At 49.0% G+C, this 14,634-nt stretch carries 9 protein-coding genes and 1 tRNA gene; all 10 read left to right on the plus strand.

Annotated features, from left to right (window positions below; all coding sequences use genetic code 11):
* Window positions 1-31 precede the first annotated feature (31 nt).
* The 10 genes from HUU10_04365 (at window position 32) to HUU10_04410 (ending at window position 14,497) form a co-directional block, all read left to right on the plus strand.
* A tRNA-Glu gene (locus HUU10_04365) sits at window positions 32-104 on the plus strand.
* 161 nt (window positions 105-265) lie between these two features.
* Window positions 266-604: a hypothetical protein gene (locus HUU10_04370; GenBank protein ID NUQ80825.1), complete on the plus strand. Its 339-nt coding sequence runs from the start codon at window positions 266-268 to the stop codon at window positions 602-604.
* Between the two features lie 2 nt (window positions 605-606).
* Window positions 607-801, plus strand: a complete 195-nt coding sequence (locus HUU10_04375; protein ID NUQ80826.1) for a hypothetical protein — start codon at window positions 607-609, stop codon at window positions 799-801.
* 287 nt (window positions 802-1,088) lie between these two features.
* The gene (locus HUU10_04380) at window positions 1,089-1,286 is read left to right on the plus strand and encodes a hypothetical protein (GenBank protein NUQ80827.1); all 198 of its coding nucleotides are present in this window, start codon (window positions 1,089-1,091) and stop codon (window positions 1,284-1,286) included.
* Window positions 1,286-1,678 (plus strand): hypothetical protein, encoded by a 393-nt coding sequence (locus HUU10_04385; protein ID NUQ80828.1) that lies wholly within the window; start codon window positions 1,286-1,288, stop codon window positions 1,676-1,678. The genes HUU10_04380 and HUU10_04385 overlap by 1 nt, the downstream gene beginning before the upstream one ends.
* On the plus strand, window positions 1,665-2,015 hold the full coding sequence (locus tag HUU10_04390) for a hypothetical protein (GenBank protein NUQ80829.1): 351 nt from the start codon (window positions 1,665-1,667) through the stop codon (window positions 2,013-2,015). The genes HUU10_04385 and HUU10_04390 overlap by 14 nt, the downstream gene beginning before the upstream one ends.
* Window positions 2,012-3,559 (plus strand): hypothetical protein, encoded by a 1,548-nt coding sequence (locus HUU10_04395; GenBank protein NUQ80830.1) that lies wholly within the window; start codon window positions 2,012-2,014, stop codon window positions 3,557-3,559. Before HUU10_04390 ends, HUU10_04395 begins: the two co-directional genes overlap by 4 nt.
* Window positions 3,560-3,744: 185 nt before the next feature.
* Window positions 3,745-4,839: a hypothetical protein gene (locus tag HUU10_04400; GenBank protein NUQ80831.1), complete on the plus strand. Its 1,095-nt coding sequence runs from the start codon at window positions 3,745-3,747 to the stop codon at window positions 4,837-4,839.
* A gap of 200 nt (window positions 4,840-5,039) precedes the next feature.
* A complete protein-coding gene (locus HUU10_04405; GenBank protein ID NUQ80832.1) occupies window positions 5,040-11,231 on the plus strand; it encodes a hypothetical protein in 6,192 nt (2,063 codons plus the stop codon).
* Window positions 11,228-14,497: a hypothetical protein gene (locus HUU10_04410; protein ID NUQ80833.1), complete on the plus strand. Its 3,270-nt coding sequence runs from the start codon at window positions 11,228-11,230 to the stop codon at window positions 14,495-14,497. The genes HUU10_04405 and HUU10_04410 overlap by 4 nt, the downstream gene beginning before the upstream one ends.
* The last annotated feature ends 137 nt before the right edge of the window (window positions 14,498-14,634 follow it).

The raw sequence follows: 14,634 nt of genomic DNA on the forward strand, positions 1-14,634 counted from the left end.
AAGACCGTGCACGACAAACACAACAGCGTATGCACCAGTAGGCTAATGGTTAGGCCACCACCCTTTCACGGTGGTCGTTCCGGGTTCGAGTCCCGGCTGGTGTGCAGCGTAGCGTTGGATGGCGTTTATGTTACAATAAATGGCAACAACGAAGTTCAATATCGGGCAGTAGCCTGATCGGGGTTCCCGGCCGCCTTGTCACCCAAGGCCGGGAGTTTTTAAGCGAGAAACTGGAAAAATACGATGCAGAAAGGGCCAGACAGTCATGAAAACCACGGTAACAGTTAAAGACAAATCCGGGAAGCGCATCGGTGAAATATTCCTGCCGGCATGGAGAGACTTTGACTCCAAAACCGGGGAATTTACCGGCCCATTGATGGTCACGTATGATGTTTATGATGGTGACAGGAAGCTAAACGATGTCGGACCGTTCATGCATGTACTTGAAGGTGCCGGGTCTCTGAATCCAGTAATAGAGTCGATCGCAGAAAGCAGGAACTCGATACTGGCGGATGAGGCCAAGCCAACAGCATGGGGGATTCCAATCGAGTATATCGCTGAGACGTTCAATAAATCAGTAAAAGCACAAAGAGACCTGAATTAGCGATGAAGCAGATTTTCTTTGAAATATACGGGAAAAAGATGGTTGTGACAGCCCCCGTTGAGACCGAGACAGAAGCGGTCTTATTTCTGGCCGGACAGATCAAATTACACAAATTGCAAGAAGTACAGGAAGAAACGGACAAAAGTGAAGACGATTATCTGGATTATTTGATGAATAGAGTATGGTTCAAAAATTAATGTAGTGATGAGAAAAGAATTAGTAGGGTACACAATGTCAGCCGTCTTCGTGAATTGGAAGAAGAAAGAAGTGTACCTGAATCACTTTGTTTGCGGGCCGGATGGTCTTGACGAGATGATTAAGGAATGCTCAAAACCGCAGGAATCAGCTGGAAATGTTGATTTGGCTGAATATCAAATACACAAAATAGAACTAACCAAGGCAAGTGAAAATGTATCACTACACACCAAAAGAAGTAGAGACTGAACCAGGATCAGGAATTGGATCCGGGCTATTCGAAATGACCATGACAAAGGACGGGAATACCCAGCCGATTGGTTATTGCGCCGGAGGCGAATGCCAGCACATGACCCCGGAGGATGCCAGTATCTGTTACCGGCGATTTCTGATTGAACAGAAGGGTGGACGTTGGCCGGGAGGTTTTCCGATGAAGGATGCCGAGAAGACTTCAACCCGCGTAATCAATATGCACTCATCCTACTGATGCAGATTCTCCCAGAGGATAAGATAGACGAATTGCTTCAGGTCATTGATGACGCTATAAGCGGGTCAGTTGACATGGAAGACCCAACATCCATTCGTCAGCAGATCATTCTGTTATCGTCACTGGCAGGAACGTCAGCAAAGACGGTTGCAGATTCAAAGTACCACCAGAGACAAGCCGAACTGAGAGAACTCAGAGCATTGCAGGCGGAAGCCCGGCTGGATAAGCTGGCCCCGACCACCATCACACGGATAATCAACACCAAAACAGCAGAACAGGCACGCCGGAGCGATCTGGCAGACAGGTTGAATGCAGCCCTCGTTCACGCATTGGATGGTTACCGATCCAGTTTATCGTTTGTAAAGGCGGAGTTAGAGCATGGCAATCGTTGACGTTGATCCCAGGAAAGAAACCGTCCGGGAAAAGATATTTATCGCGGTTGAGAATTGCTTTGGAATCAATGAGCATGAACTGAAGGACAAAGTAAAGATCCGGGAGATAACCAACCGGCGGTTTATCGTCTGGGGTGTGCTTGCTGATTACGGCTATTCCCCATCGGAGATCGTTGAGGTATTTGATGGTCGGTTTGACCGGGTGACCATATCAAAGGGTATCTCGCAGTGTGAACTGTACATCCAGCATGAGACCCAATTCAGAAAGCGATACCTCCGGCTGGCAGATGAGATGGAGAAACTGACCGGGTTTGAAGCGGAAGGACAGGCGGAATGAAGCGGAGGCGAGTTAATACCGATGAATACCTGAAATTCCTTGAGGCGAACAAGGACTCGATTCACCGGTATAAGAACCGAATCGTTAAGACCGGCGAGACAGAGACCATGTTTGTGCGCTTTAATGACATGGAGTTACAGTTGTGGAATGATTGGAAGGCAGGGAAGCGACCAGAGCCAACGCCACAGCAAAACAACCCTGGCCACTATTCTGTCAGCACAACGCCGGAGGACGGATACTCTATTTCGGGTGGATATTATTGGTTCCCGATCGCTGATGGAAAGGCGATCAAATTAACGACCAATCAGATTGAGGAACTGTATAAACTTTATACGGTCCACGGAGCCGATTACACCAGCGCAGAGGTCTTGAGAGCCACAATGCTTACGCCGGAGGCATGGAATGTGGTTAAAGGCAGACTGAAACTGATGAAGCAATCGGATATCCTGCCACCCCACCTGAGACGTGAAATCGAGGCAGACTCCGATCAGGAAACGCAGGTATATGACCGGATACTTGCAGAGGCCTACGAAAAGAAGCGGGAAAAATTCACAGCCAGATACCGGGATTTATGGCTGAAAAATGCGAAGGAACTTGACAGAAGGTCAGCAGAGAAGGACGCTTATTTCCTCGATCATATAATGATGTTGGTTGATGCCATTGTGGAGGGTAAGCCCAAAATTCGTCTGGTCAATTACCAGCAGGAGAAGCCTGCAGATCAGTATGAATGGGTGATGACATTCATATCGGACTGGCATTACGGGAAAATAGCAGTTGACAGGACAGGTACAGAGGTTTATAACGAGGAAATTGCGAGGGAAAGGGCCGAGCGAGTATTTCATACAATCGCTGAACGCTATCCGGGCGTTCCAACCTACATACGCCTGCTGGGAGATGACATTGAAACTGCCATGGAAGACGGTATGCACCCGGACCACCGGAGCCACTTTCGCCTGTCTCCGCATAATCAGATCAAAGAGGCGGGAATTATACTGGCAGGAGGAATCATTTCTCTGAGCGCAATCAACCCGGTAAACGTAAAGAAGGTAGGCGGGAACCATGATCGGGTGGGTAAAACACGGGACGAGGACAAAGCCAGGCTGCCAAGCCAGCTGATTCACACGGTTATCACGGTTGTTACTGATCAGAAAGACTCAAAAAACATCATGGTTCACCCCCATGATAACCGGTACACGCTGGATGAACTGGGGGAAATAGGGGTTTTCTGTCACCATGGAGACGGACGGTTAATCAGAGAAAAGCCGGCGGACATCTCACTGACCTACTTTTCGAAGAAAGTCAAGTTTCTGGTGATTGTTACCGGACACTTTCACGAACTGGCAATCAACATGCAGGCCACGTTTGCCACGGTGAGACTCCCGTCACTTTGTGGGCAGGATGATCATGGAGACGTTTCCGGGTACAACCCACACACCACACCGGCCGGGATAGTGGTCATCGAAAAACTCAAAGGGATTTCGGTCCCAGTCATCAAATACATTCCAATGGAGACCAATCCGAATGCCTATTATCCCACCGATTGAGACGTATTTTGAATTCGGGGATACAGTGAGACACAAAGCGGAACCTGATGGACATCTCTGGATAGTCACAGGTATTCTGCTTATGCCACAAGGTGGACACATGTACCATTTAACCGGGACCCGGGCAGGAACAGAGCGTTACGTCATGTTTTCGTACAGGTCCGAGCTTGTATTGGTAGAACGCAATGTTACAACAGAAGTTTAATCCCGACCAGAAGCCGATTGTAAGTCCGCTGGACGGGAAGATTCTTGCCATCCGTGAACTGTCCGACATAGAATCAGAGGCAGCCCGTGCCATTGATTTTAAAGCCATTGCTGATCAGGTGGATGGGTTTGTCCGGAAAAACCTACTCAGACCCGGAAAACTTGACCTGAACCAATCGGACATACAATTTCTGAATCAATATCTGACTGACCTGCTTTCCCCCATTTCCGATCAGGTCATGGCTTCCATTCTGAGAGCCGGGATGATAGGAATCCTCATCGCAGATCAGTCGCAATCGCTTAAACCACGCCGGTATATCGACACGAGCACGCTACCCGCAAAGACCGGTTCGTTTTTTCAACAACATCAGATTGATCCGGTGACGCTCAGGGCTATGAAGGACATTGAACTGCAGGGAACGGTTCATATCTCCCGGGCAGTCGAACAGACAAAGGAGCGAGTGGTAGACTCTCTGCTGGAATCCATGGCGAAAGGACATGGACCATCAGAAACCGTTGAGAATATCAGGCAGGCCATAACGGATCCGGAGGAAATTAACCGGAATTGGAGAAGGGTGGCAGCGTTTGAGATTACCCATTCAATGACCAACGCTTATCTCGCAGCCAGCCCGAACCACTCACTTCATCTCGGACGGTCCATGCCAGATGCTTGCGACCATTGTAAGCACATGATTGACGGAACTTTAGTGATAAAAACTGACCATATCATTCCCGATTATCAATTCCTGAAAGAGGACACGCCGGAGTATGCCGAACGGTCCTTTTTATGGGACAGGGTGATCTGGCCGGGAAAAACAAACATCGGACGATCAAGCTCGCCTAAGACCAGAGATGGTCGGACAAGGGCACACCACGAACAATGGACCCCGGTCATCCCCGCCCATCCCCATTGCAGGTGCGTCTGGATTATGATTAATCCTGCATTGGTTTACGTGAAAGCCGGTCAAATACTCACAAAAGAGCAGAATCCGGCGGAATGGCAGAAGTGGTTTGATGAAGAAGCCACCCCGTTACTGAATCTGATTGCACGATTTAAAACATTGAGGGCCGTATGAGACCAGATGAAAACACGGTTTTGTCGGACGACAACTATTACGCGGAAATCTCCCCGCTTTTTGATTGTATTTCAATTCCGAAATACAGCTATCCGGAATTGGATGTTATGGAGATCATTTCACCGCAGGAGCCAGAGAGACCATTACCTGTCTCAAGTCCAATCGGGTGAGTCATCCTACATTTTTGAGGCGATAGACCTGTGATCAAGACCAAGACCTTTTATATCGAACTTACCGGCACCGACCGGATTGAAGCGTTTCATCCGGTCAGCCTGGAGGCCGGGAAGAACCGGATTCCGGTTGTTCTGCCAGAAGAAAACGTCATGCAGACCCAATACGGAACCTTCCTGCTTACGGGTCTTGATCTCACTCCGGTTTCCAAATCGGTAACGGTCGATAACGGGTTCTATACCGAGAAGATCACAACGCCATCCGGAATCCTGACAACCGTCAATTACAAACCAGTCTCGCTGGATCCGCTTCCGATTCAGAAAAATGTGGTCGTCCGGGAAGGCATCGTCACGGATATTGTAGGCCCGATTGCCATTGTTCAGCAGTTCAACGGAACAAAGAAACCGGTTCCTGTTAATGGTACGGTTGTTATCGCCAAGAGTTTTATTGCCTATCTGGACATGGAGTCCGAAGCACGCGACATGAGACGTGATGCGGAAGAAGTGGTAAGCGCCATTCAAAAAGAGCAGTTTACCCAGATTGCGAAGTCTTTATCATTCATGGGAGCCAAGGCACCAACCATCAAATCGGCCCCGGTTTCCATGGGACCGCCACCGGTTAAATTGCCATCAGCCACCAAGCAGACGACCCCCGTACCAACAGCGATTCCCGGACAGAGCAGGATTGGAAGCACCAGACCCAATCACAAGTACATCATGAGGAAGGACAACCCGAGATATCCCGGAGGTTCTTCCAGCAGGTACATTTATCTGTATGAATTGCCAAACGGGAAACGGGAGTGGCGGGAGCAGGATGGAAGCGCCACAACAGACAGTCCGGCACCAAAAGCCCAGCCAGTGCACCAAACTGGTGCACAAAAGCCAGCAGCAAGTGAAGGGACGACCACCCCTAATCCGTCAGGGGTGGCACCAGGTCAACCGGCACAACCCAAGGCTACAAAGACAAACATCCTGCAGAAGATCGTTGATCTGGTCAGAAAGAAGCGAGGGACATCCGTCAGGCCGATTGAGGATGAAAAACCAAAGGGCAGTGAAGCAGAAGCCCCGTCAACAGGTCAGTCACAACCGGAAGCAAAGACAACTGAGCACCGGTTCGGAAAGGGAAGCGAGTTCACGTTCAAGGGCAGGAACGACCGGATTTACCAGTACCTTGACGACCTTGATAACGGACGGATACTGGCACGGGATGATATTGGCAGAGCGCACGTTTTTGATTACAACGACACAAAGTCCAGACTGGGAGCACACCGGAATGGCGATCAGCACGATCAGTCAACAGTCCTGATCGGTTCTGTTCCGCATGACATTGTTCATAAAGCAGGAAATCTCCTGCTGCTACGCCACCCGGAGACCGGAAAACTTCAGTTCCACGGGACCTTTGATTCTCCCGTAAGAGCAGAAAACATCACTGATGCCAACCAACAGATCGAGCAACAGCGCCTTGATAGTGAAGAACGCGCACGACAATGGGAAGAGCAGAACCGTCAGGCCCAACGCAGAGCATCCGACCTGCAGGCACACGCTGAGGCGCACGGGTTCACCATGGGGAAACATGGCCGGTGGGAGAAGAAAATCGACATCATGGGAAGCGAAGCGCACGCAGAGATGGCCCATGATGGAAACCGTATCGTCACCCGGTTCAATGGCAATCCACTGAAATGGACCATCGCTGGCGATAAACGCGAATTGGTTGACATTGACCAGAAGACCATGACTGTTACGGCCAGGGGGGAAGATGGAACGATCAGTAAACACCCATTTACCGAGGTATTGAACCTGCAACCCGGTACCCTGCAATTCAATCAGGACGGATCCGTTTCGGTCCAGTACGAAGGACAGACAGAATCACGTCACGACCGGGTTTCGCTGGACCATCTGGGGCAGTTCAGTCCCTTACAACTCATTCAGGATCATAAGGCAGCATTTGTGGTCAAATCGGCCGTTTATGCAGCCATTCAGAACGGAGACCGGATTGAATACCTGAAAGTCGGGGATATTGGAAAAGGAACGGTTTTAGCCAAAGGAAAATTCGCAGCCGGAGTAATTGATGAACAAACGTCCCGTCCAACGATTGTTAATGCACGGAACATCCATAATATCGGTGAGCACGATTCAAGTAGCGCTGCTCACCAAGCCATTCAGCAGGCATTCGCGGAAAATGCCACGAAGAATCTGCAGAGTGAGACTGTCAGCCGTCAGGAAGCGATTACAGGGCATCAGGCTTCAATAGAGGGCCACCGGCAACAAATAGAGGACATCAAAGCCAAACTACAAAAGGAAACCAATCCGGACGTTCGCAACAGATTGGTGACCGACCTTGCTCATGCAGAGCTTCAGCACAGCACAGCAAGGGAAGCCATTCTCCGCGCTCAGACCTATACCGGTGCACGGATTCCGAAAAACATTGTCGGCTATCATCAGGCCCGGAAGCAGAAGGATGATCTGCAGGTTATTTCAGATGGACACGCGAGGTACATTGAACAGAAACGGGCACGATTGGCCGTTCTATCGGAAAAACACGCGTCTATGCACACGGAAGGAAATCACTCGTCCGAAGAAAGCGGACAGCTGATTAAGGAACTCTGGCAGACACATTCTGATATCGAACGGTCAACCAAAGCCAAGGCAAAGGTAGATCGGCAGATCGAGAAGGCCCACGACACCATGATTTCCGTCTCATCCGCCACCGGTGGATATGTCCCGTCAAATCTGAGTGAACTGGAATTTCATGATCCGGCACATAAGACAGAGGCATACGGACGGTTAAATAATCCCCGGAACGACATTCGGGGAGCAGACGGAAACGCCCTGCCACAGTACACAACCCCTGGGCAACTCAGGGAAGTGGTTTCAAAACACCTTGACGCATTCGCCGATGCAAAGCCACACGAAAAACCAATGATCGCCAACCGGTTGAACGAGTTTCTTTCGGGTGCCCGGGTGATCACCGATCCGGAAATAAAACCGGTAGCAACAGAACAGCAGTCCTTCCGTCCGTTCTCCGAGCACGAAGAAACCCAGTTTCCGGCACTGCAACACATTGACCAGATGGTCCGGGACCATGATTTCGGGACAGAACTGATACCGGCCATGGTCAGAGAACTGTCCTCTCACCCTCAATTGGCAGGAACCGGACTCACTGAGCACGATGCTATTCATCAGGCATTCGGTATCCAGTTAAAGAAACGGACACCAGAACACAGTCGGTTTACTCAGGACGTTTTGCCAAAGGCAGACAAACCGGAAGAATCGGTCAAGCCAACCATTGACAACCCGGCGGGAAAAATAACCACCAGCCCGGTTCATGACCCAATCATGAATGACAAGGCAGTGGCAGCAGAACTTCATCCAGTCACGCAGGAGCATTTTTCGGATCCTTCCAAAGTGGAAGCATTAGGAGACCTTGACCAGCACGGAGAATTGACCCACGGATTGGGACAAGCCATCACCGATCAGAAGCGTCAAGAGGACCAGTTGGCAGGGCATTTCACGGACGAAAACGGATCCGGTCTTCCCTTACACAATCTGGAAGGACAGGACGGGGTAACGCTTGCCAATGCACACGAAGCGGTTAAACAGGAAGCAATCAGAACCCACGAACAGGAGCGCCAGCAAGGAAGCACCAATCCGGTTATTGCCACCCGGATGCCAGATGATGAATTACCGATACCGATTAGTGAGCATGCGCCGGTTAATCAATTCGGTCCGGTCGGGATGACTAATCCGCTTTCCCTTCGGGTTCATAAAGTGGATAAAAAGAAATTACTCAATGAATTGAGTAAAAACACTCACTTACTTCCCCCGGGAGTTACCCCAGAATCTGTAATGGCAAAACTGAATATCGGAGACCCGACGGACGAGCATTCAGATTATCAAGGACGCGATAAGACTGACGTTGCCAGAGCGTTAGGTTATGGTCTTTCATGGAATCCAGCGGAGCAGGAAGGAGAGCCAGTCCAGTACCATACACCAGATGGTGGCCAATCTTTCCATGTATTCAGTGGAAATCACCGGACGCTTGGTGCCCAACTTCATGCCGCCATTTATGGGAAGATACCGGCATTTTATACCCGGCAGTTTACAGGGACAAAGCCAGAGGCCGTAAAACTTGGCGATAAGGCCAATAATAAGGGCGAGAAGGAAAACCAGAAGGAAATGGCCTATAAAGTCAGGAAGTGGGCAGACGAGCGAGGCGGGAAAAACTTCGCAGAGTCCATCCGGCAAGAAATGGGATGGAGCAAAGAGCGGATTCCTGAAATCAATCAATTGCACAAACTTTCCCACCTTGATCGGGATGGAATGTTCTGGGAAAAGATGGATGACCCGGCCTACAAGGAAATGAAGGTCGATAAATTTGCGGACGGTGTTGCCGGTATGCGAAAGACGTACCCACAGCTCTCCCATTACCACGAACAACAGATTTTCGACCACCTGTTTAATAACAAAGACCAGCTGATGGATTTGCTTCGGAAGAAGGAAGTCAAAGGACCCGGCGGACAGATGATGAGACCGCAAACGGCCATCATGAGTAAGATCGATCAGGCGGTCCAGATGCGGATTGCAGACGGGAATTTCACAGAGAACACTCCGCTGAATCTGGATGTTCTTACCTCGGTCAAAAAGACAGATCAGGCCCCGGCTAATTTCCGCAACCTTGACGAACAGGAACGGGAACGGTACGAAGAACTTAAACCTATGTTTGGGGCATCAGACAGTCAGGAGCAGCAGGAACGCCACGTCAGTAATTACGTTGATGCCCGGTCAAAGGCTCACAAGGAATCAACAGGGAAGGTACCAACCACCGATCAAATGATCCAGTGGAAGAATGAAGCCGACAAACACCTTGCCACGCTCAGAGCTGAATTTTCAGGCCTTCATGATAAACTTCACTTTGTCGATGAAAACCAGGAGGATATGTTTGCTGCCTTCGGGAAATCGGCTTATTTCCTCAAGCTCTCCAACCGGTTTGACTGGATAGCGAAGTCAACCCAAGGGGAAGTCCGGTTATTCGGAGAAAAATACAGGCACCTTAACGCTGGACCAAGCGGGAAAAACAGGTGGTTAAGACTACCAGATAGCGTAAAAACTGAACAAATCGCAAAATTGATTGCATCCAAACCCATTGATATAACCGGACATGAAATATCCACGGATACAAGCTGGGGTGGCTTGAGGAAGACAATTTCTGAAAAAGTCCGCAGGAATGAACCACCTTTCGAGTTCTTATCATCCGGCAAAGGGGCAAAGACATCATTTAAAAATATTGATACTGGTTCTGAAATTCATCTAATGAAAACCGCGTATGATGAGATAACCAGGCACGACATGCCGGATGTTCAGCACCTTCAATCGGTAGTAGCCATCCCGGAAATTATTAAGCGTTCAATTTATATTGGAGAAAGAGAAAATCAGAATCCTCATAACTTACCATGGATCAAGAAGTACCAATACTTTGTCGTTGGAATTAAGATAAACGGGGTTGATTACGTTGTAAAAGCGGACGTTGCGGTGGAAAAAGGGAAGGCAGGCAGGCGTTACTACGATCACAAGCTCACAGAAATAGAAAAAGGAAAACTCGTTGACGTGGTAGCCAGCATATCAAGGCTGGGGCACATCGAAAGTCTTCCTTCCTCTGAGATCAAAGATAAGCGGTTATTGGAGATCATGCAAGACCATTTCCCAAAGGATGATAACTCGAAAGGATTAAAAGACGTAGTAAAGTCGGTCATTTCTTTGTTTCAGGGAGACTGGGATATTATCACAAAGTCTTGGTATAAGATCAAACAAATGACATTCGCCGGTCTTCCAATTTCCATTGAGAATAAAAAGGGAACTTACCGGGAGGGCGCGGACAAAGACGGGCACCATTGGAAGGTAAAAATGCACCACGATTACGGATACATTCGCCGGACTGAGGGGACGGATGGCGATCAGTTGGACGTTTACATCGGGCCGGATGAAGATTTTTCCGAAGTATTTGTGATCCACCAGAACGACCCTGTTACCGGAAAGTATGATGAAGACAAGGTGATGCTCGGGTTTTCATCGGCCACCGAAGCGAAAAAAGCATATCAAAAGCAGTATGACCGGCCAGGCTTTTATGGTTCAATGGAAATATTTGACCGGGAGCGCTTCGAGGAAATGGTACGGTCCAAGGCATATAAGGGCAAACCAATCAGCACGATCAGGAAGACGGCATGAAACAGATCAGCACCAATCCTAAGAATTATAAAGGGTATGATAAACTCGGCCGTCCCCATTGGATTCAGACAGAGATTGCACCGAAAGCTGAGTCAAAGCGCCCAACAATTAAACACCTGAACTACTCGGATTGGGTAGGAACCATGGGGAAGCACCCACAGTTCCGGCAGCACATGGATGAGTATCTGAAGGGACACGGGCTATCACAGGAAGATGTTGATTCCGCCATTGACGAGCACGCCAAGGCCCAGAACATTGATATGTTCACCGGCGAGACCGGAAAAGTAAGCGACCGCAGCCGGTTTATCCTGGATAAAGTGGCCGAATATCACAGGAAGGAAGCCGGGAACCACACCGGACCACTCAAAGCCTATCTGGACGCAATCAGGGACATTCACGGATCGGATCCGCATAAAGGCTATTCAGAGGTCGCCAAGTCAATTTCTGCTTTTCAGTTAATCACCGGACAGATTAAGGTGAATCCACAGGGACACACCTTGACACTTGCCCCGATTGACAACGGTCAAATACGGCGCTGGCAGTTGTTTAACGATAACATCCGGCAGGAACAGATCAGTATCGGATATGCCGGCATGCAGGAAATATCCGACCAGTTAATGAACTCTCCGTTCCCTGAGTTGGCTTTTATGGGGTTCTTCAAACTGGACAACCTGAAATCCGTCCGGTTTGATATCTCAAACAAAGAAGACGGAAAACACCAGTCCATCGTAATGGAAAAGGCTGGAATGGAGACAATGGAAGATGCACGGAATCTGGTCCGGTTCCTGTTTACCCATTATCACCCCGGTCAATACTCAATTAAGATCGGGGTCCCGGTTCAACACCTGCAGCCATTCACAAAACGGGAGGTCCGGTCATGGAACGCCCTTTATACAGCTGGTGTCCAGTTCGAAATCTGGGATGAACTTTACACCACCAACCAGATCAGGCAACTCAGGAGCCTGCCGGTTTCCGCCTACGACCTGAGATCGGAAGAGACAGCCATGACGGTCCGCTATTTTGGGGAACCGTATTTGGTCACCCTTGCTCCGGATGAAGTCAGTATTATTCTCTTCCCAACAGATTCTGTTCACAGAGTTTATAGAAGCACGGATATTTCCGGCCAACCGGAAATCAGAAAAGCCGATACGCTGGATTATAACCGGCATTACAGTTTCTTTGACACCGGGCATCTTTACGTCATGAACAGTTATGTGGCAAATGAGATGCTTGACGTTGAGCGGGTCCATGCCGACATGGATACCCAGCATGATATTTCCGAGGATCTGCATGCCCGGCCGGAATTCTCATCGCCAGAGACAGAGCAAACGATTAACGACCTCGCTCAACACGGGATTACCCTTGAATTGCATGACGAAATCAGCCCGTTTCTTGCTCAGGTCCTCCCCGGGCTGCCTGGACTGATACACAACTCATTCAGTCCGGACGTTTATGAGTACGTGAAGGAGAAGGGCCTGATTCTGATTGTCAACCGGGCAACATACGCCCTGAGTCGGGATGAGATAAAGGCTACCTACACATCCGACACATGGGAAGCCGAGGACGGGACCATGAAGGACGTTCACCTGATTCAGATTTACTATGGAGATCCGTTCAACATCATTCATGAGTTTACCCACTTTCTGGATTTCAGTGGCTTTTTCAAAGAGACGGGAACCGACAGCGAACTCAAATGGATATGTAATGAACTGAAATCCTATCCATCCATGAAGCAGACGACCGAAGCGCTCCGGCAACATTACCCGGCAGATATGCGGACAGCCCTCTATCTGAATAAAGACTCAGAGGTACTTGCCAGGTTTATTGAGCAGGTTACAGCAGCCAACGACCCGGAAAACCCGTTTGTGGAAGACATCGATGCTTACACCAACCTGACGAATAGTGGCTACTGGTCCCCGGACGAGTTAAATCAGATTACCCAGACAGAGCAGTTCCGGGAACTGACCAGCAAACTCCCATGGAAGATTTTCGGAGTAGTGGCAAAATCCTTATTTTACGGACTGATTGGGATATTCAAATCCATATTTCCGGCACAGAAACCAATGGAAGGCCAGACGAAACCATCAGGAGACCACCAGTTGACGTTTGAGAATCACCGGTGGCACAACAAGGAAGAGAAACACGAAAAACCAGCGCTGCTTTCCGAGAAGGAGTTTTTTAAAACCTATATTGCTCAACACAAAGATATCAGGAGTAAGACGGATGAAGAAAAGAATCGTGTAAGACAATCAATCATCAACGAGGGTTTTGATGCTGATGGTTTTAACGTAAACGCCTTGCCGGTCAACAGAGGTCATAAGCCCGGAACTCAAATGAACATTACCGAACTTAAGTACGGAAACAGAAAAGGAGATATGGTTTATCTTTTGCCAAAACACGGAGTAAAGTCCGGCGGAAATGGATATAAAACGGTCAAAGGTCATAAACCACACCCACATGAAGTTGTCAGAATAGAATATGATGGACAACCAAGCTATGAGGCCTACAAGAACCAGTTTGAGAAAGATTCTTCACAAACCGCACCCGATCAGGTGTACGAGACAAGCCAAGGTAAAATGACCGGCAGGCCAGTAGAAATCCCGGGAGCAGACCACCTTGATCTGGCTATCGTCCAACAGCCCGGAAGTATGGAGAAAAATCTGATTGAAGTGGCGACAGGCGGACTGATTGCGACAGGATTTTCTGACGATGAGCTTATTCAGCACGGACGGAATGCTATTAATCAGTTGCAGTGTCTTAATTATAAGCGGATTCACCAGAAAGTCGGGGAGAGCAGGTACACGGCAGGAACGGATATCAAGATCAGGAATCAATCGGCAAAGTATAATGATTTCCTGAAGGGGGAAGAGGAGCGTAAAAAGCAACAGCCGTTCCTATACTCGGACGCAGAGAGAGAAAAGATTCAGCGCCTGATTGCCCAACGGCCAGACCTGAAAGATATGCTGACAAAGCAACTCGACACAAGAAAAACCGGTTTGCATCACCAGATCAAAATGAACCTTGATTCATTTGACCACGAAGGGAATCAAACGCTAAAAGGAGTGGAGTCTGGTGGGAGTGTTTTTCTTCCGCATGACCCGATCAGGAAATTGTCAGACGAAGAATTGAGAAAGCGCCGGATATCAAAGAAAACCAACCAGTTCAACAAACAGGTGGAGCAGATCCGGGCCAGTGGCAATTTATTCGCAGATGAACAGATCGAGCGGCTAAGGCAGAAACACGAAGAGGAAATGAAGTCGCTTTGATTGTTCCCTTTGTTACTTTCTATTTCCGCAGAAACTTGAATATTAACCGGACTTGATTAACTTTTAAATTCAGGTCCGGTGACGGACACTTTCCTGTTTCCACCCCCCCCTCAACCGGTAGAACATACGGACAGGCG

Source organism: Bacteroidota bacterium (genome assembly GCA_013360915.1).
Taxonomy (GTDB): domain Bacteria; phylum Bacteroidota; class JABWAT01; order JABWAT01; family JABWAT01; genus JABWAT01.